Source organism: Arcicella rosea, assembly GCF_014204325.1.
In the GTDB taxonomy this organism is placed as follows: domain Bacteria; phylum Bacteroidota; class Bacteroidia; order Cytophagales; family Spirosomataceae; genus Arcicella; species Arcicella rosea_A.
In genome coordinates this window covers 62243-82581 of the sequence record NZ_JACHKT010000015.1, presented here as the reverse complement: position 1 = coordinate 82581, position 20339 = coordinate 62243, and the positions used below count along the sequence as shown (strand labels likewise).

The window sequence follows — 20339 nt, the reverse complement described above, 5'->3', positions numbered from 1 at the left end:
AGACAATGGAAAATAACCAAGAACATAAATTAGATAGCTTTTTCAGAAAGTCGCTTGAAAACCAAGCTTTCCCTCCGCCAGAAAATCTTTGGGAAAGTATTGCAGCTGAAACTATTCATAAAGAAAACAAAAAAATAAAACCTATGATGAAGTACCTCTTTTTTACCTCAGGATTTTTGATGATTTCCACTTTAATGTTTTTTGGAATCAAAAAAACAACTTTTGTCGAGGCAAATCTCCTGCCTCCAAATGCTGAAATTATGTCACACACAAGTGTTTCAGACAAGCCTAAAACGATATTAAACAAAGAAACAATTAGCCGACAAAATTCATTAAATGAAGCTCAAAAGCTGAAAAGTATTGAAGTTTTAGCTTTTTCTAAGACAAAACACACTGAGCCAAAAAGCACAAAACTAACCAAGGACGAAATGATAAATAATGAAGGCTATTCATCATCAGTGATACTTGGGCAAAACTCAAAAAGTAGTAATATAAAGCTCAAAGAAATAAAGCATAAGGATTTAATATTGAGAGATTTATCAGCTATCAATAGAGAAAAACTAAAAAATAAAATTCATCCATTAGAAGTATTTGAAGAAGATTTACCTGAAGAAGCACCGAGAAAAACAGGCTCTAAATTGAGTTTAAAACACCCAATCGTCTCATTCGACTATGGCGTTTCATCCAATACTTGGAAGTTTAAATCTGACAATTCGTTGGATTACAATATAGTTTATCCAGAAAAAAGCTCAAGTACTTACCTAAAAGCAAATATTGCATGGAAAATCACAGAGAAATCAAGAATGGGAATTAGTCTAGCTTACAATAGTTATAATTTGGGCAAACCTTTTAAAAACATACCATTATGGCATAGCTATTGGAGCTATCCAACTGTATTTCTCAATACCAAAAATGGCAGTCAATATTACAGTGCAATATTGCCTATAGGAACGATTAATATTCCCGCTGAAAGATTTGCAGAAGTAGTAAAACTAACTCCAGATACTCTCTACAACATTAGAAGTATGTTAATGACTGAAGATCACCGCATGACAACCTTTACTTTAGGGATTACAACACAAAATGATATTCTAAACTTACAAAGTAAAAAAAAGAAGCACCTTAATTTAAAAATTTATGGGATTGCAGACTTTACTTTTCAAAGGCAATCAAGCTATCGATATATCGCATACGATGCTCTTACAACGTTTTATGGTGTAGCGGGAATAATCTATGAAGATAGTAAAAAGATTAGCTACGACAGCAAACATCTTGAAAATGGCTCAAGCTTTATTTTTGGAGTGAGGGTTGGCTTGGGCTTAGGCTGGCAATTTACGCCCAAATTAGGTTTGCATCTTGAAGGAACAACTCAAAATTCATTTAATTCATGGGTGAAAAATCAGGAAGTAAATAGCTTTATGAGAAGTAACGCACTTAGTGTAGGGATTAATCTCAGTTTATAAATTTATTTTGAAAGGTTCTCTGGATACTCAAAAATACCAAGAGAACCTTTCTATTATTTCAGGCTTGATAAGGCTCAAAAATATAATCGGATGGATCGAATGCGGTTGAAGCTAACACTAATAAAATAGTATTTGGTTTAAAGTTTTGCATGATATGCCAATCTCTCGGTTCAAGAATCAGGCATTTATCAGGAGTATCCAATAAAAAAAGCTCTTGTTGCTCTCCATTATGGTTTACAATTTCACAAGAACCTTGAATACAAATAGCGGCTTGTCGGGTTTCATGATGCCTGTGTCCACCTCTTGATGATTCATCAACACCATAAATATAAAATAACCTTTTTACTTCAAATGGAATTATACGGTCTAGTACCGTCAATGAACCTCTGTTATCGTGAAAAGTTTTTAGGGTTAAAAGTTCAGCCATTTATTATTATGTATGTGTTTATCTATTAAATCAAGTATTTCTGAATCGTGACTCGTTTTAAATTTCCTTGCAAAAAGATGTTCAGACTTCATTAAATTGTCAAAATCTTCAACCCCAAGCGTTTTGGGATGTGGCCCTCCAGCAGACCAATCAACGTATCTAGCATGATTATTTGTAATCGCATCTTTGTAACTAGAGCTCATTAAAATTGTTTGAAAAACAAACTCATCACAACCCCAACTATATAGAAAGAAGTTTAAAAACTTTCTGTTTCCCTCAACAGTTTTTACTACGTAATTAGCGGCATCTTGTGTTAATGTCCAAAACATCGCTTTGCCGTAAATAGTAAGTTCTTTGGGTATTTTCCTTGGAGCAAGAAAAATATTAATTAGCCATTCAAGCTTATATTTTCCTTTAAATGTAAAGTTGACTAAATGAAACCTATTTAGTTTTGGCATATCTTCTTTTACATCTTTTTCAATATTAATGGCTTCAATAAATTGTTTTCCTTGATGCTCCTTCAAAAATGCCAAGATATATGCTAGAGACTTAATAGGATAATCTTGTCCACTCATAAAATTGATATAATCATATTTTCTGCCCGTTGCTTGAATTTCTTTAATACAGCTAAAAGTAGCTTTAACAGTATTATACCCAGCCCATCGTACTTCAACTCTATTTTTGATTAGGTAAACATTCTTAATATCATTTAAATATAGGTGGGGTTTTATATCTATTTTTTTATCCACATGAATATAAAAATCTGAGTCTGGATGCCACAGATTCATTAATAATCTTTCAGTTTGCTTAGGGTCTGTATAGGTTAGTATTAAGTGAGCTAATTTCATATTTATAAAGGATAATATTTGCAAATAGATTATAAAAATAAATCATAATGCTTCGCTTACCAAAGATTTTATATAAAAACTTACATTATTTCGTCACTAATAAAATTTTGATTAAATCAAAAAATGCGTTTTACTTGTCGCATCAACACTAAAAAAGTGTGCCAGTTAATTGTTTAATGATTTTCAAATACTTTAGATTTGCATCATTAAGCTATCTTTGAGATTTATAAATCCTAATTTTGGAGAGTAACAATTGTAACAACCAATAAATAACCAGATGAATGAAGAAAGGTGGTGTCTATTTTTTCAGGAAATCTTATTAATTTTTCGATGTACTCTAATAAATATACGAGAACGCTTAAATCATTTTGATTCCTATCTTTTGTTTTTGAAATTGAGGAATTGAGAAGAAATTTATCAAGAAGGAGTAATAGAAATACCTAGAGAATGAAAAAAAGAGAATGATGATGAAAATAGTAAAGTCAATTTTAGCTTCGACAAATTTAAAAATTTATCGAAGCCATTAAATTTATTTAAAATATTAAATCTTAAAACCGATAGTATCTTTTAAAAATGCTTTGCTGATTTCCGCAGATTGCAAAGGAGTACGAGTTTTTTCAGGTACGCCGTCTAATTCTACAATTGCCCATTTATTGTACTTAATCTTTTGAAGATTATCAAATACAGCTTTCAAATCCACATTTCCTTGTCCTAATTCCACAAATTTATAGGCTTTAGGGTCATTAGGCTTATCTGCTAAAGGACTTTTTACATCTTTTATATGCAATGCTCCAATGATGTCTTTATACTGCAAAACTGCTTTTGCAGGAATACCTCCGCCTTGATGATAATGGGCAACATCCAATAATAATTTCATGTATTTCGGATTCATCGCCTGTACAATTATATCTACTTCTTCGGGCGTTTCGCCCAATTGGTGCATGTGATTATGATATACTGCTTGTACTCCTAAATCGGCTGTTTGTTTTCCAATTTCATTCATGACGAACGCCAAACGTTTTAATTCTTCAGTGGTTGGCAATCTATCTTTCGGACGTACAGAATTTGTTAATTGAATGGCATTTCCACCCAACGCTTTTACAAAACTTGCATGAGCTACGTGATAGTCAATAGTACTTGCTTCTTTAGCAGGGTCAATCTCAACATTTCCACTTGAAAACATCGCTAAAGATAAGCTATTAGAAGCGATTACTTCTTTCAACTCTTGTACTTTAGTTTTATAAGTATCATAGGCATTGGCTCTTAATTGAACGCCTTTAAAGCCTAATGAAGTAATATCTTTCATGGCATCAAGGTCTTTTCCACCCCAAGTAATGGCTGAATACGCTAACTGAAGATTAGGCACTTTAGCCTGACTTTCAAAAGAAAACAAAGAAGCAGATGCTAACAAACCTGCTTGATAAAGGAAATCACGACGAGAAATTTCAGACATTTTCATAGTTGTTTTAGGTAATGTAATACTTTGTAGCAAAAGTATAAAGCCTATTTAAACTACTGAAATTCTGTGATTAAAAAAATGTTGTTCTTCTCTTAAAAGTGTTTGTCAATCAAAATACGGATTGAGCCAGCTAAAAGTTTTAGGTTAAAAACGGGTTAATTACGGTGTATTTTACCGTATTTAACACATTGTTCAAATTGTTAATTAGTAGGAATATTGTTGCGTGAAATCCTCCTAATAGAACAATACTATGATACCGCAACACATTTTTCAAATTCAATTCAAATTGGGAAAAAGAGCTACTTTTTTTGCCAATGAAATTATCTTTTTTGAAGGTGAGATTAATTACACTAGAATTCATTTCGCAATGGGTAAAACAAGATTAATTTCTAAAACGTTGTCGAATGTTGAAGAAAGAGTAAATACGGATTGTTTTCTTAGAATCAATCGAAAGTATTTAGTCAATCAAAAATTTATTAGTAAAGTCGGAAGGAAATCAATTGTACTTTTAGATGGAAGAATCCTTCCCATTTCAAGGAGAAAACGCTTTGTTGTATCTTAGTTGGTATTATTTAAAAAAATTGCTTTATTACAATAACTTTCCTCATTGTGGCTTTGGTTTATTTTCCCGAAATTGTGCTTTAGTTATTCGGAGACTTTAACTCGTTTTACAAAAATGATTATTTATTACAAAATCATTTAAAACGATAAGAGATAATCACTCCGAAAACAGTAAGAGCATAAACTAAAATTTGGCAAGCGAGTACTTAGCCGACCCAACCATGGCACAAATCGATATTGCTGCACTTCGAGAAAATTATAGCAAAGGCAGTTTAGACGTTCAAGACGTAAACATTTCTCCGATAGAACAATTTCACAAATGGTTTCATGAAGCCATCGAAAGTAAATTACCAGAGCCAAATGCAATGGTAATTTCAACGATTTCAAATGATGGCAAACCTTCCGCAAGAGTCGTTTTGCTAAAAGGCTTTGACACAGGTTTTACTTTCTTTACGAATTATTTAAGCCGAAAAGGAACAGAATTAGCTGAGAATCCTAATGCTTGCATTACATTCTTTTGGGTGGAATTAGAACGACAAGTAAGAATTGAAGGCATCATTGAAAAAGTAACAGCAGAAGAATCTGATGCTTATTTCCAAAGCCGACCAATTGGAAGCCAGATTGGTGCATGGGTTTCTAACCAAAGTATGGTGATTGATAACCGTGAAGTATTAGAAGAAAGAGAACAATATTTAAAAGACAAATTTGGGGATAATCCAATACCTCGTCCGCCACATTGGGGAGGTTATCGGTTGATTCCTAATTATGTAGAATTCTGGCAAGGTCGCCCATCAAGATTACACGATAGAATTGCTTATACTAAACTAGAAGAGCATACTTGGAAGATAGAAAGACTTTCTCCGTAGTTTTCAAAAATCAAGCGAGTGATTTAAGAAGATGAATCACTCGCTTAATCTTTATTTCAAATGGAATAAATCTGTTACGCCAATTTTTTTGTAAGAAGTATAACCTTCTCCAAATTCAGCACCAATACTATGCCCCATTTCACGATTACGAGCTTCCACAAATTTTAAAAAAGCAGGCGAACTAAGATAAGAATCTGGGTCTTTTGAAGTTGGGTCATAAAATTGGCTTCTAAAAGCTCTGATAGAATCTTCTTTTTGTTGCCAATAAGCAGAAATATCAACCACAAAATCTGGATTTATATAACGGTCTTGAATATAATGATAAACATTTTTGGGTCGCCAAGCATCCTGAATACTTCCGTCGTCTTCAAATGTTTCAACCATTCTTAAACCTGATTTGAAACATGAATCTATCGCTAATTCACAACCTTTGATGTGATCTGGGTGACGGTCGTTGATAGCATTGGCTAATACAATTTCAGGTTTGTAACGTCTGATTACTCTGATTAATTTCATCAAATGCTCTTCATCATTCACAAAGAAGCCATCTCTAAAACCTAGGTTCTCACGGGCATGAACGCCTAAAATTCTTGTAGCATCTGCTGATTCTGCCAAACGAATTTCAGGAGTACCTCTCGTTCCTAATTCACCACGGGTAAAATCTACAATACCAACTTTTTTCCCTTGAGCTATCTGCATACAAATTGTTCCAGCACAACCGAGTTCGGCATCGTCAGGATGTGCTGCCATTACCAAAATATCTAACTTCATCGTAAAATCTAAATTCTTATTGCTGAGTTGAAAACCTTTGCAATTTAAGAAGGAATTTGAGCTAAAAAACAAAAGCGTCAACAGATTTTGGTTCTGCTGACGCTTTTGTTCAAAATGTGAAATATTAATGAATTCTTAGTCTTCTTCCGATTCTAAGGTTGGCTGAAATTCTCATACCATTCATTCTTGCTAATTTTTCTACAGAAATTCCTGCTCTGTTTGCAATTGAATATAATGAATCGCCAGAACGAACGGTTGTCCAAGCGGTGCGACGAGTTTGAACTTTTCTAGCACTTGAACCATATTCGTTATCTAAAGTAAGTCCGTAAGTATCGAATACTCTCGCTGAAATCAACACATGGTCTGAAACAGGTTCAGTTCTTTCTCCTGCAAAATTAAATACATAAATCGCAGGATTGAATGGGTTTCCTTCATAACGTGTTTCAAAGTGTAAATGTGAACCAGTACTTCTACCAGTATTACCTCCCAAGCCAATTTGGTCACCAGCTTTTACATATGCACCAGACTCAAAGTTTTTTGATGAAAGGTGACCATAAAGTGTTTCTAAACCATTATAATGACGAACTACTAAAAACTTTCCGTATCCGCCACCATCATAACCTGATACTCTGACAATACCATCAAAAGCTGCATAAACAGGGTCGCCAGTTTCTAAATCTAAATCAACACCAGAGTGCATTCTTCCCCATCGTGGACCAAAAACTGAAGTCAATTTTGGAGCATTATTCGGTACAGACCAGTATTTTCCTTGTTCTTTATTGTACAATTCAATATCAACTACATCATCAAAATCTTTTGGATTGATGCCGTAAGGGTCAATATTGGTTGCATCCCAAATAGAAAAGTAAGTAGCTACAGATACAAAATCATCGCTTCCTTCTGTTCTATTCTCTTCTTCAATTTCTACAATTAATGGTTCTCTTTCATCTACAGAGGTGGTATCAAAAATACTTATCGAGCCATTGAGTTCTTTCGCAGGTTCAAATTTGGATGAAGCTGTAATGGCAGATGAAGTTGAAACTGGTTCAGGAACATAATCAGTCCTGAATTGCAGTTTTGGCAATTCATCTAATGCTTCGTCTAAATTTTTAGTGCTTCTATCTTTTGAATTTGATTTCACATTCATCTTTGGATTTTTCTTAAAACTTCCAGATTCTTGTGAAAAAGAAATAAATGATACCAAACAAAATACTAAGACTAATAAATTTTTAACTGTATTCATCTGTAAAAAAATTAATGAAAGATAGAGGGCAATCACAAGGTTTGTTAGTGCAATTCATTTTCTGCTAACCATCTTTCTGCATCTAAAGCCGCCATACAGCCAGTTCCTGCTGCTGTGATTGCCTGACGATAAATATTGTCTTGTGCATCACCAGAAGCAAATACTCCGGCAATATTAGTACGGCTTGAGCCTTTTTCTGTTAAAATATATCCTGCATCATCCATATCCAAGAAACCCTTGAAAATGTCTGTGTTTGGTTTATGACCAATCGCTACAAAGAAACCCGTTACTGGTAATTCGGTAGTTTCACCAGAAACACTATTTTTAATTCTTACACCCGTTACTCCGCCATCGTCTCCTAAAATTTCATCTGTTGATGAATTCCAGTGCATTTGAATTTTTGGATTTGATGTAACTCTTTTCTGCATGATTTGTGAAGCACGTAATTCATCACGGCGTACAATCATGTGTACTTTTGAACAAAGATTCGCTAAATAAGTAGCTTCTTCTGCGGCAGTATCACCACCACCTACGATTGCTACTTCTTGGTTGCGGAAAAAGAAACCATCACAAACTGCACAAGCCGATACTCCACGACCATTGTAAGCTTGTTCTGAAGGTAATCCTAACCATTTAGCCGAAGCACCTGTAGAAATGATAACGGCATCAGCCAGAATTTCGTGTGTATCGTCAACTAAAACTTTTTTAGGACTTACAGAAAAGTCAACCGAAGTTACCATTCCATAACGAACATCTGAACCAAATCTGCGAGCCTGTTTTTCAAGGTCTTGCATCATTTCTGGCCCTTGGATGCCGTCTGGGTAACCAGGGAAGTTCTCTACATCATTGGTTATTGTTAATTGCCCTCCCGGTTGTGGGCCTTGATACATTATGGGTGTCAATCCTGCACGTGAAGCGTAAATTGCTGCGGTGTAACCCGCTGGTCCTGAGCCTATAATAAGGCATTTGGTATGCTCTGCCATTGTTAAATTTAATACTTTTTTACTTAATTTTTGTAATGTCTTTTCTCGTTTGTTAGTATCACCAGAACAAAAATTTATACGTAAAAATTGCAGATTAATTCCAGAATGGCAAGAATTTATTCTAGGAGTAATAATTAGTTAATAGTTAACCTGTTGAATTACAGAAATGTATGTTAAAATATGGTAATTTCTTACCGTAGAAAATCATTCATAAAAAAAGCGTATTGAGTGGTAAATAACATTTTAAAATGGTTTACCACTCAATACGCTGAATAAATTATTCGAAAGTTAATGTTTACTTGCTTAACTCGGTTTTGTAAACTACTTTACCATCTTCTGTTACAACTTGTACATATAGCTTGTTGGCAGTTGCTGAGAAAACCATAAATCCATAGTCTGAAAGGGCTAATTTACTGATTGGCAAAGTACCAATTGGCGTTTTTTCAGAAGCAGAACCTGATACAAAATAATGTGTTTTACCTTCTGGTTTTAAATGTTGTAAGTCATGGTCGTGTCCGCATAAATAAGCATCTACTTGGTGTTTATCCAAAACTGATTTTAATGAATTTCTAGTAGCCTTGGTATCATAACTTTCTCTTCTTTTTTCTGTAGCAGTATAAAGTGGATGATGACCCACAACTATTTTCCATTTAATTGATGGTGAATTATCAGAAAGAGTTTTGTCTAGCCATGCTTTTTGTGCCGTACTATCTTGACCGATCACTGCTTTGCTATACTCGCCTTTATAAAATTCTGGAATAAAAGGATTGGTATCAATAAAGGCAATTAATACTTGCTGATTGGCATCACCATTGATAGAAAATGTTTTTGAATAATAACGAGCAGGCATTTTCCAACGGCGACTAATTTTTGAATAAGCTACTTGTGCATCAGGATTTGATTTATAATCGTGATTTCCCAAGACTGGATACCAATCCCATTGCAAAGAAAAATCTGTATAAATATCTTCAAAAGAGTACTTGAAAAGTGGGTCAAATTCGCTGATAACGCCACTTGGATAAAAATTATCACCCGTAGCAATCACAAATTCTGATTTAATTTTTGTCGCTACTGTTCCCATTTGTGCGGCAATAGGTTTTTGGTGGTCGGCACCGTTTCTTCCCCAGTCGCCCATTACCAAGAAGTTCAAGGCATTAGGATAATGCTTTACTTCTGTTTGTGCTTGTGAACCTACAAAAGTTGATAATATTAAGCCTGCGGCTAACAATAATTTACTTCTCATGAAATTGATTTGTTTTAGTTTTTGATTACTTTCAATGAATTGTTACGCTTTAAAAGGAGTTCCAAAATTAAGTTCAAAGGGGTTCTGTGTTATTAAGCGAAAATTAAATGTCTAATTTAAGCTGAAATCTTTTTTAAAAAGACACTTATATTGCTATTAAGCTTTTTCGGTAGCCAATTACCATTTGAATTTGACAAATATCTTTTAAGCTTAAAGCTTTTAAAATCCAATTTTCATGAAAAGACTTTTTAAAAATTTAACTTTTTGGGTTCTCTCCGCCATTACTTTAGGGGTTTTACTGGGTCATTTCGCACCAGAAGTAGCACTTCAAAAAATCCTTGACAAACCTATTAAAATCAGTCTTTACTTATCTGAATTCGAAATAAAAACTACTTTTAGCGAATTTCTGAGTAGTATTTTTATCAGCATTGTAAAAGTATTTATTTGCCCTATTATTTTCATTACCATTATGTTAGGTATTATTTCAATGGGCGATTTGAAAAAAGTTGGTAAAGTTGGTGCCAAATCTCTTTTATATTTTGAAGTAGTAACTACAATCGCTTTGCTGATTGGTATTGTGGTTGCAAATATTATCCGACCAGGCGATGGCGTAGTTACTTCTGAAATAAAAGGCGGTGATATTTCAAAATATACTCAATCGGCAGAGGCTTTTAGTTGGTTGAAATTCCTTTTAGACAATGCCACCTTACAAGTACTTATCCTCGCTATATTCTTAGGAGTACTCTTTAGTAACTATGGTGAACGCCATAAAGTAGTTAGTTTTCTCCAGCCCATTTCCAATAAAATATTTTGGGCTTTGCACAAAGTAATGCTTTTTGCTCCTGTTGGTGCTTTTGGTGGAATGGCTTTTACCATTGCCAAGTACGGCGTGCATACGCTTTTACCTTTAGGAAAATTGATGGTGACAGTCTATTGTACGATGGCAATTTTCATTTTTGTAGTGTTGTACTTTATTCTTAGAATGTATAAAATCAATCTTTTGAAATTCTTGAAATATATTCGTGAAGAACTTTTGATTGTATTGGGTACATCTTCGTCAGAGGCGGCTTTGCCCTCTTTGATGGAAAAGTTAGAAAAAATGGGTTGTTCAAAATCGGTGGTTGGTTTGGTTGTTCCTGCTGGTTATTCATTTAATTTGGATGGAACTACCATTTATTTGTCGATGTCAGTACTTTTTTTAGCACAAGTATTCAATGTTCATTTAGATTTGCAACAAATCTTGACGATAATTGGTATCTTGATGATTACTTCAAAAGGTGCGGCTGGTGTTACGGGTAGCGGTTTTATTGTGTTGGCTTCCACACTTTCGGCGGTAAAAGTTATTCCTGTAGAAGGTTTAGCCTTACTTTTGGGTGTCGATAGATTTATGTCGGAAGCGAGAGCGATTACTAATTTTATCGGAAATGGCGTAGCAACGATTTGGTTAGCCAACAATGAAGGCGAATTTGACCGTGAACAAATGGAAAGAGTGCTTTGAATCTTCTGAAAAAAGCGTAGCGGCAATCCCTTGCGGTTGCCGCATCAGAGAATCTTTACAATATCAACGACAACCGCAAGGGATTGCCGCTACGAAATATTTATTTCAGAAAAATTAAATTATAAACTGACACATATAAAATAATTATGCAAATCATTGAAAATCAATTTCTAAAAGCGACAATCAATCCACTTGGGGCTGAGTTGGTGAGTCTTTTCAACAAAGAAAATAATACAGAATATATTTGGAATGCCGACCCTGCCTTTTGGGGGAAAAGTTCGCCCGTACTTTTTCCAATCATTGGAGCTTTGAAGAATAATCAGTATCGCTATCAAGGAAAAACTTATACCCTTCCTCGGCATGGTTTTGCTCGTGAAAGAGTATTTTCAGTAGAAAGTCAGATGGAATCAAGTATCACTTTTCTGTTGAAAGAAGATGAAGAAAGCCTGAAAGTATTTCCTTTCAATTTTGAGTTTCGTTTGGTTTATACTTTAGTGGAGAAAACTCTTTCGGTCTCTTATGCTGTGAAAAATACTGGAAACGAAGAAATGTATTTTTCAGTAGGCGGGCATCCAGCTTTTGCTGTGCCACTTTCTGAAAATTCTGTTTATGACGATTATTATTTGGAATTTAATCAAACCGAAGATTTTCCCCGTTGGGAATTGGCAGATGGCGGTTTAATCAAAAAAGAAGCCTCAACTTTTTTAGAAAACACCAATCGCTTGCCATTGACCAAAGAATTATTTTATCAAGATGCACTCGTTTTCAAGCATTTACAATCAACGTCAGTAGTTTTAAAAGCAGATAATAGTGATACGAAACTTACCTTTGATTTTGAAGGATTTCCATTTTTGGGAATTTGGGCAGCAATAAATGCTAACTTCGTTTGTATAGAACCTTGGTGTGGCATTGCCGATAGTGAAAATCACGAACAAGAATTAATAGAAAAAGAAGGTATTGAAGTTTTAGCTTCTCACCAAATATTCTTGCGTACTTGGGCGGTAACGCTTTAATAAAATTTTATATTAAAATATTTCGACAATGGTTTTTGTCAGAAAAGAACCGTCGTCATTTTTTCTGGTGCTTTAATACAGCACGATTTTCTTAGTTTATCAAAAACCCTTAGCGTACTTTTGCGACAGTTTTTTAAACAAACCCAATTAGTGACACTTCATTATGAGCCAAATCTCAATTAGAAAACAAGATGCGTTAGACTACCATTCTAAAGGTCGCCCAGGCAAAATTGCAGTAATTCCAACCAAAGAAACCGAAACTCAGAGAGATCTTTCTCTTGCTTATTCTCCAGGCGTTGCAGAACCATGTTTGGCTATTGCAGCCAACCGTGAAGATGTTTATAAATATACAGCAAAAGGTAATTTAGTAGCCGTAATTTCAAATGGTACAGCCGTTTTAGGACTTGGTAACATCGGTGCAGAAGCCTCAAAACCTGTGATGGAAGGTAAAGGCGTTTTGTTTAAAATTTTTGCGGACATTGATGTTTTTGATATTGAATTAAACACCGAAGACCCCGAAGAAATTATCCGTACTGTAAAAATCTTAGAACCAACTTTTGGTGGCGTAAACCTCGAAGATATTAAATCGCCAGAGTGTTTTGAGATTGAGGAAAGATTAAGAAAAGACCTTAATATTCCTATCATGCACGACGACCAACACGGTACAGCCATCATTTCGGCAGCGGCTTTGTTGAACGCTTTGGAAATTGTAGGGAAACGCATTGAAGATTGTAAATTCACGATTTCGGGTGCTGGTGCTGCGGCGCTTTCTTGTGCAAAATTGTACTTAGGTTTAGGTGCGAAAGTAGAGAATATTTTGATGTTTGATAAAGATGGTTTGGTATCGAAACAAAGAACAGATTTGAATAAATACGTTCAGCCTTTTGCTACAGACCGAAATGATATACATAATTTGGCGGAGGCAATGGTTGACGCTGACGTTTTCTTAGGTTTGTCGGTTGGTAATATCGTTTCTCAGCAAATGATAAAATCAATGGCAAAAGATGCTATCGTTTTTGCAATGGCAAACCCAACGCCTGAGATTTCGTATGAAGATGCTGTAGCCGCTCGTGAAGATATTATTATGGCGACGGGTCGTTCGGATTATCCCAACCAAGTAAATAACGTGTTAGGTTTTCCATACATTTTCAGAGGTGCTTTGGATGTGCGTGCTACTGAAATTGATGAAACCATGAAATTGGCGGCTGCAAAAGCTTTAGCTGAATTAGCAAAGAAACCAGTGCCAGACATCGTAAACTTGGCTTATAACGAAAAGAATCTTTCTTTCGGAAGAACATATATTATTCCAAAACCCGTTGACCCACGTTTAATTACTACCGTAGCTCCAGCAGTGGCACGTGCGGCAATGGAAGCAGGTTTGGCTCAAAAACCAATTACGGATTGGGACGCTTACGAATTAGAACTAAGTAAACGTTTGGGCTTAGATAATCAATTGATGAAATATATTTTCAACAAAGCGAAACGTTCGCCTAAGCGAGTTGTTTTTGCTGATGCTGAAAATCTGAAAGTATTAAAATCTGTTCAACAGTCGAAAGATGAAGGTATTTGTGTGCCAATTTTATTGGGGGATAAAAATAAAATCAGAAGAATTATTCAAGAAAATAATCTGGATTTGAATGAAGTACAAATCATTGATACTCGTGCACCAGAAACGATTGAACGATTGAAAGAGTATGGTGATATTTTCTTCAATAAAAGAAAACGTAAAGGTTACAATCAGTACGAAGCTCATAAGCAGATGCAAGTACGCAGTTACTTCGCTTCGATGATGGTAGAAACTGGTGATGCTGACTGTGTGATTTCAGGTCTTACTCGTAATTATCCAGATGCTATTCGTCCAGCTTTACAGATTATTGGTCGTGAAGATGGCGTGAAGAAAGTAGCGGGTATGTATATTTTATTGACGAAAAAAGGCCCAGTATTTTTCTCAGATACAACTGTGAATTTCAATCCAACGGTTGAAGACATTGTTGAAATTACAGAACTAACTGCCAAGGCTGTTGAACGTTTCAACTTGAAACCAAGAATTGCTTTGTTGACCTATTCCAACTTTGGCACTGCCAACGGAGAAGATGCTGTAAAAATGAGAGAAGCGACGGCTATTTTACAGAAAAAGCATCCAGAAATGATTGTAGAAGGTGAAATGCAAGCACACTTAGCCTTTGATAATGAGTTGATTAAAGAAAATTATCCATTCTCTAAGTTAGCGGAGGAAGGAGCAAATACTTTAATATTCCCTAACCTTTCTGCGGCTAACATTGCCTATAACTTATTGAAAGAAACCAGTGATATTGAGTACATCGGACCAATCCTTTTAGGATTACGTAAACCAGTACACGTATTACAATTGGGTTCATCAGTACGTGAAATTGTAAACATGGTAGCCATTGCTGTGGTAGAAGCACAAGGGAAATAAGTATCAGTTTTCAAGGAAAATAATCATTAATATTCACAAGGGTCGGGATTAATTCCGACCCTTGTCTATTAAAACCAACTCAAATTTCAACTCATACATGACACTAAGTCATCCCATGATTAAAACAACAAAAGGATATATCTAAATTTATGAATGGCTATTTCCCTCGATTAATTAGCTTGTTAATTGAATAATAAAGCGTTAAAATGGAGAAGGCTAGAAACAAAAATATTGAAATAAAAACCGCTATATCTCCATAATAATAAAGAGTATTATATTGTGTGAGTAGCAATAAAAAGGAGATAAGAATAATTGTAATTGTAACAATACTATCTGCTTTATTGTTGAATTTTGAATATGTAGAGTATATTAAATAAATTATTGAAGTAATTGAAAAGAGACTAAATAGTATTTGCAAAAAACCACCTGTAAAACTTAATAGAATTATCAAAAAAACAGGAAATGATATTTTATCTCCTGGAATTATTAACAGTAGTGAAAAAATGATTGTCGGAATTTTATAGTATCCTTTCATAGGTAATTAGTTTAGTGTTATTTCCTTGTGCAAGAGTCAATTATCTTGATTTTCATTACTCATTCAAATATAAAAGATTGCCTTTGAAATTATTCTTTCTCAGACAAAAAGCCTACTAATCACAGCTTTGAGTTCCATAAAAGCATTCATCAGCCTATCTATCAGCTACTTAAAATTAATATTTTTTTTCAAATTGAACCGACATCAACAAGCGTATTTTTATTATACGGTAAATTATTTCAAAAGAAACAGGAAAGAATAAGCGATTAATTAGGCTTTAAAGGGTATTTGATAAAAAATAGAGAGGAGTTTGCAGAGAAAAAATAAAGTAGTACTTTTCGGAAAATAGAAAATTGGTTTAACAATGTAGAATTACGACATCAATTTCGCATATTAGCGAGTTGTGTACCATTTTAAGAAACGACAAAACAAGAAAACTATGATTCCAAGATTCAAAGCATTACTCAAAGGAGTACAAAGAGCTATCATCGTAGCAAGTCTAATTTTACCCTATATTGCAGGTTACATTATGGGCGGTGAAGAAGAGTGGTTTTTGGTTGGCTTAATTATTTGTACCCCAGTTTATTGGGTTTTAACTTTTGCAGGCATATGGATTTATGAAGGATTTAAAACGGACAGATAAATGCTTGAAATATCAAACTCTGCAATAATCATAGATTATGAAATGGTTCATGGGCAACCTGCACCAACAACGAAAGAAGAAGGGCTTAATTTCAAATAATCGTAGGTTGTTTCCTACGAACCAAAATGTTAAAGAGCGTCACGTTCACAAATGTATCAGGTATAAATATCCATTTTACCTTGATAAATTTTAATATTTTCAATAAGCCCTTTCGAGCGTGAAGTTCTTCCTCGTTTTAGGTCTTAATAAATCTTAAGACCAGTTTGAGATGGTTATTAATTAGTATTGAATACATAATTAGTCAATTAAACTTGATTTGAAAATTTACCTAAGTAAGGTCCTTGTAAATCTTTAATTACTAATTTGTAATTAAAAGGCTCATCCGAATCATCATTAATGGATATTAGACCTCTATCATTATGATTATCAATATCAATCATAAAGTATTTAAGTATAATTTTACGTATATCGACAATATCAATTGATTCTTCAACTTCAAGAAGAAAGTTTTCATTCTTTAAAAGTTCTTGTGCTTTTCTTCCTTTTACTAAAATATAAATTGGGAAATTATACAGTGCCATTCTATTTATTAGTTAATACTTGTTTCAAAATAAAACAAGTATTAACTAAACATACTACAATTAAAATCGTTCACTTTAACAGAATTTTTTTGCTGTTGTTGGAGTTTGCTCACCAACAACACGTGCGTAAGCAACGCACCAATTATCTAAACCATATTCTAAAGTTAGTTTGTGAATAATACAAAAAGTACTATAAAATTTAGCTAAACCCTTCAATTCCTATGGAAGACTTTACAATCAAAACACGTTTGACAATAAAAGAGTATACAAGAGTAATGTATGTCGGACTTTATAAAAAGCCGATATTTATCTTTGCCACTTTGCTTGGACTTTACTTGCTAACAATTGTATTACTTGACTATCTTAAAGTCATAGATTATTACACTGATATGCCAATATATGATATTGTTATTGGAATATTTCTTTTGTTAGCTCCATCAGTAATTGTTTTAATTTCTATTAGACAGTTTACATCAAATCCAAGTTTCCAAAATGAGATGACATACACTTTTAGCGACCGAGGAGTTGCTGTTAAAGGGTTGACATTTAATAGCGATTTTTTGTGGTCACATATTATTAAGCAAAAAGAGTTTGGTAAGTTTTTGATTTTATATCACAGCAAAAAGTTTGGCAATTTCATTGATATGACAACATTGACAGAAGATCAGTTAGAGTTTATAAAATCAAGAGTTGGGAAAAAATAATGTTGCATACCTTCGCTTAGCGTAGTGTTTATGATAAAAAACAACTCATGGCATGACTCTAAGTCATGCCATGAGTAAAAGGTTAGGATTCATCCCGACCCTATTGAAAATTATCTATACTGCTCACTCGCCCTATCCAATCTTTTCTGCATGATTTTTCTTAAAATAGGTGGTTCTAATACTTCCAAGCCTTCCCCAAAACCCAATAATTCCTTCTCAAGCTCAAAGTTTAATTGAACTTTTATTTCAATAATAATTCCCGTATTGCTTCTTTCTACTACTTGTTGTGAATGATGCAAAGGTTTAGTTTCTATGTATGGAGCGTGCAAATTACTGACTTTGATTCTTACTTTGCTTGCCCGCACATTATGGCTTACCGTTGCACCTATCACATGATAATAATACAATTCTGGGCTATATTTTAGATTTTCGATGTAAGGAGCGTCTGCATCAATTTTCAAATCTAAGATTCTGTCTAATGCCAAAGTGGTGATTACATCATGTTTATGTCGTACTCCTACGGCAAACCATCGGTTTTTAAATTCTTTTAGCCACCAAACATGAAAGTAAAATTGATTTGCCTGTTGAGCTTTGAATGACCGATAATTCAGATATATCGCTTTTTTTTGAAGGATAGATTGGTAAATATCATCCAAGTACTCAAGTCCCCTGAGGTTCTCGTTTTTCTCAAAATCAATTACTGAATTACGTTTTTCTTTATTGCTGTAAATATGTTCTTCTAATTTATTGATTACTTCACTGAGTTGGTTGAAGTGAGAAAACCCTTTGAACTGCTTTAACATATCAAGTGCCTCGTTCATTCTGGAAACGTCTGCACTGGTCAAAGGCGTTTTTGTAATACTAAAATTGGGGTCTTCATAAGTATAATATTTTTTGTCGATGACAACAATCGGTGCTTCATAACCCAATTTTTCACTTCTCATCATTTGTATATCAGCCTGAATACTTCTTTTACTGATGCCTTTATGGATTCCTTCATACTCATAAAGAGCCTCCGAAACACTTTCTATCAAGTCTTCTAAAGTCCATTTTCTGTGACGGTTCTGCAAACAAGTATCAATGGTTTTATACCGAATCAAGGCATTTCTATTAGCAGGCATATTGAATTAGTTATGAATTATGAGTTTTGAATTATGTTGTACGAAAGATTTAATTAATTCAGATTTCGGGAAATAGGATAAAGTAATTTAAAAAACGTTTTTTATAAAGCTGAAATCTGAAACCCAAAATCAATAATTTGACAATCCTTTGTATAGGATTAGTTTTGAATTGTGAATTTTTAAAATATTTCACTAAAAATAGAAAATAATTTTTGCTACGCAAAAAGACTGCGTTGTGAGCTTGCAACTTTGTAGTGTCAACAATGAAAACAGCTTATAATGATGAAATTTAATTGGTTTAAAGATGCTCTTAACCTTTCTAAAAATTATGAAGGTTCGAAAACTTACAGAATTACTCCTGAAATGGAATTGTATTCAGCTTCTGTGACAAGTATAATTGAGGCTACCTATTATGAAGATGAAAATCGCAGACAAAAAAGAATTCAGGAATTGATGAAAAAAGTAAGTCCTGAGTTTGTTGCTAAACTTGCTGTTTATGTGCGTTTGCAAATGCACTTGAGAACAGTACCTGTTTTACTGTCTGTTGAATTAGCAAAAGTTACTCAAGGAAATAGCTTGGTCAGAAAAACGATTGAAAAAATCGTAGTCAGACCAGATGAAATAGTAGAAGTATTGGCATACTATCAAAAAAGTAATGCTCGTACTGGCACAAAGCAACTCAATAAATTATCAAAACAAATTCAAAAGGGCTTATCGGGTGCTTTTAATAATTTTGATGAATACCAGTTTGCTAAATACAATCAGTCAAACGGTATTAAACTGAAAGATGCTTTGTTTTTGGTACACCCTAAGCCAAAAAGTCCTGAACAACAATTACTTTTTGATAAAATTGCCAAGAATACTTTGGCTGTTCCTTATACTTGGGAAACTGAACTTTCAGCTTTAGGACAAAAACATTTCAATAATAACAAAGAAAAGAAAGCCGCTTTTAAAGAAAAATGGCAAGAACTTATTGAAAGTGAGAAGATTGGCTACATGGCTATGTTGAGAAACCTAAGAAATATTTTAGAAGCCAACGTAGAAGAAGCATATCTTCAAAAGGCTCTTAATTATTTATCAAATCCAAAAGCTGTTGCCAATTCTAAACAATTACCGTTCAGGTTTTTAGCAGCTTATCGTGAATTATCGAAAGTAAAACATGGAAATGTTTCATTAGTACTGAATACTTTAGAAGAAGCCATCAAACACAGTACAAGTAGTTTGTCAGGTTTTGGAAATGAAGTAAAAGTGGTGATTGCTTGTGATGTTTCGGGGTCGATGCAAAAAAATATTTCTCCTAAAAGTAAGGTTAGGTTTTATGATATAGGTTTGCTTTTGGGAATGATTTTACAAGCCAAATGTAAAAACGTTGTGACAGGTATATTTGGTGACACTTGGAAAGTAGTTCAGTTACCTTCACAAGGAATATTAGCCAATGTTGATGCTTTTTACCGCAGAGAAGGTGAAGTGGGTTACGCAACAAATGGACACTTGGTAATTCAAGATTTAATCAGCCGTAAATATCAAGCAGATAAAGTAATGATATTTACAGATATGCAATTATGGGATACACAAGGCGAGAACACGCTATCAAACTGTTGGAGGCTTTACAAAAAGATAGCACCCAATGCAAAATTGTACCTTTTTGATTTAACAGGATATGGACAAATGCCAGTCAATACTCCACAAGAAGATGTATTCTTGATAGCAGGTTGGTCTGAAAAGATTTTTGATGTTCTCGAAGCACTTGAATCACAAAAATCTGTCTTAGAAACAATTCATAAAATAGAGCTTTAAAGACTTTACAGGATGCCGTAGAATACCGAGTTACTTCGTAGCAACCATATAGGGGAGGAATGGCGAGATTGAGAAATTCAATGAGGTCTTCTTGGTTCGACTCCAGCAATGCAATGCCCCGCACTTGGTATAGATTTTTGCTCCAG

Annotated in this window: 18 protein-coding genes; 9 read left to right on the top strand and 9 right to left on the bottom strand. The window is 34.1% G+C overall.

Going from position 1 to position 20339, the window contains the following annotated elements; translation table 11 throughout:
- The first annotated feature begins 5 nt into the window (after positions 1-5).
- Positions 6-1463, top strand: a complete 1458-nt coding sequence (locus HNP25_RS11500; protein ID WP_184134278.1) for a hypothetical protein — start codon at positions 6-8, stop codon at positions 1461-1463.
- A gap of 58 nt (positions 1464-1521) precedes the next feature.
- Here HNP25_RS11500 and HNP25_RS11495 read toward each other — a convergent pair whose 3' ends face one another.
- The 3 genes from HNP25_RS11495 to HNP25_RS11485 all read right to left on the bottom strand — a co-directional run bounded on the left by HNP25_RS11495 (position 1522) and on the right by HNP25_RS11485 (position 4191).
- Positions 1522-1890, bottom strand: coding sequence for a sugar 3,4-ketoisomerase (locus HNP25_RS11495; protein ID WP_184134276.1), 369 nt, complete (start codon positions 1888-1890; stop codon positions 1522-1524).
- A complete protein-coding gene (locus tag HNP25_RS11490) occupies positions 1875-2738 on the bottom strand; it encodes a beta-1,6-N-acetylglucosaminyltransferase (protein ID WP_184134274.1) in 864 nt (287 codons plus the stop codon). The genes HNP25_RS11495 and HNP25_RS11490 overlap by 16 nt, the downstream gene beginning before the upstream one ends.
- Positions 2739-3279: 541 nt before the next feature.
- Positions 3280-4191 carry a sugar phosphate isomerase/epimerase family protein gene (locus HNP25_RS11485; protein ID WP_184134272.1) on the bottom strand — a complete coding sequence of 304 codons (912 nt, stop codon included), beginning with the start codon at positions 4189-4191 and terminating at the stop codon, positions 3280-3282.
- 256 nt (positions 4192-4447) lie between these two features.
- Between HNP25_RS11485 and HNP25_RS11480 the strand changes: the two genes are divergently transcribed.
- A complete protein-coding gene (locus tag HNP25_RS11480; RefSeq protein WP_184134270.1) occupies positions 4448-4759 on the top strand; it encodes a LytR/AlgR family response regulator transcription factor in 312 nt (103 codons plus the stop codon).
- A 220-nt stretch (positions 4760-4979) separates the two neighbouring features.
- A complete protein-coding gene (gene pdxH / locus HNP25_RS11475; RefSeq protein WP_184134269.1) occupies positions 4980-5624 on the top strand; it encodes a pyridoxamine 5'-phosphate oxidase in 645 nt (214 codons plus the stop codon).
- Between the two features lie 51 nt (positions 5625-5675).
- Here pdxH and bshB1 read toward each other — a convergent pair whose 3' ends face one another.
- From bshB1 to HNP25_RS11455, 4 genes are all read right to left on the bottom strand, one after another.
- Positions 5676-6395 carry a bacillithiol biosynthesis deacetylase BshB1 gene (gene bshB1, locus HNP25_RS11470; protein WP_184134267.1) on the bottom strand — a complete coding sequence of 240 codons (720 nt, stop codon included), beginning with the start codon at positions 6393-6395 and terminating at the stop codon, positions 5676-5678.
- A gap of 124 nt (positions 6396-6519) precedes the next feature.
- Positions 6520-7638, bottom strand: coding sequence for a peptidoglycan DD-metalloendopeptidase family protein (locus tag HNP25_RS11465; protein ID WP_184134265.1), 1119 nt, complete (start codon positions 7636-7638; stop codon positions 6520-6522).
- A gap of 44 nt (positions 7639-7682) precedes the next feature.
- A complete protein-coding gene (trxB, locus tag HNP25_RS11460) occupies positions 7683-8621 on the bottom strand; it encodes a thioredoxin-disulfide reductase (RefSeq protein ID WP_184134264.1) in 939 nt (312 codons plus the stop codon).
- Positions 8622-8916: 295 nt separating this feature from the next.
- Complete coding sequence (locus tag HNP25_RS11455) at positions 8917-9864, bottom strand: purple acid phosphatase family protein (protein WP_184134263.1); 948 nt, start codon at positions 9862-9864, stop codon at positions 8917-8919.
- Positions 9865-10099: 235 nt separating this feature from the next.
- On the opposite strand from HNP25_RS11455, the gene HNP25_RS11450 reads away from it, so the two are divergent.
- From HNP25_RS11450 to HNP25_RS11435, 4 genes are all read left to right on the top strand, one after another.
- Complete coding sequence (locus HNP25_RS11450) at positions 10100-11362, top strand: cation:dicarboxylate symporter family transporter (protein ID WP_184134261.1); 1263 nt, start codon at positions 10100-10102, stop codon at positions 11360-11362.
- A gap of 146 nt (positions 11363-11508) precedes the next feature.
- Entirely contained in the window at positions 11509-12375 is an 867-nt protein-coding gene (locus tag HNP25_RS11445; RefSeq protein WP_184134260.1) for an aldose 1-epimerase family protein, read from the top strand.
- 163 nt (positions 12376-12538) lie between these two features.
- Positions 12539-14812 carry an NADP-dependent malic enzyme gene (locus HNP25_RS11440; protein ID WP_184134258.1) on the top strand — a complete coding sequence of 758 codons (2274 nt, stop codon included), beginning with the start codon at positions 12539-12541 and terminating at the stop codon, positions 14810-14812.
- Between the two features lie 974 nt (positions 14813-15786).
- Positions 15787-15990, top strand: a complete 204-nt coding sequence (locus HNP25_RS11435) for a hypothetical protein (protein ID WP_184134256.1) — start codon at positions 15787-15789, stop codon at positions 15988-15990.
- Positions 15991-16295: 305 nt separating this feature from the next.
- Here the strand turns inward: HNP25_RS11435 and HNP25_RS11430 are convergent, their stop codons facing one another.
- Complete coding sequence (locus HNP25_RS11430) at positions 16296-16571, bottom strand: hypothetical protein (protein WP_184134255.1); 276 nt, start codon at positions 16569-16571, stop codon at positions 16296-16298.
- Positions 16572-16792: 221 nt separating this feature from the next.
- Here HNP25_RS11430 and HNP25_RS11425 point away from each other — a divergent pair, with 221 nt between their 5' ends.
- Complete coding sequence (locus tag HNP25_RS11425) at positions 16793-17275, top strand: hypothetical protein (RefSeq protein ID WP_184134253.1); 483 nt, start codon at positions 16793-16795, stop codon at positions 17273-17275.
- A 110-nt stretch (positions 17276-17385) separates the two neighbouring features.
- Here the strand turns inward: HNP25_RS11425 and HNP25_RS11420 are convergent, their stop codons facing one another.
- Positions 17386-18396, bottom strand: a complete 1011-nt coding sequence (locus HNP25_RS11420; protein ID WP_184134251.1) for a helix-turn-helix transcriptional regulator — start codon at positions 18394-18396, stop codon at positions 17386-17388.
- A gap of 279 nt (positions 18397-18675) precedes the next feature.
- Between HNP25_RS11420 and HNP25_RS11415 the strand changes: the two genes are divergently transcribed.
- Entirely contained in the window at positions 18676-20193 is a 1518-nt protein-coding gene (locus tag HNP25_RS11415; RefSeq protein ID WP_310587168.1) for a TROVE domain-containing protein, read from the top strand.
- Positions 20194-20339 lie beyond the last annotated feature (146 nt).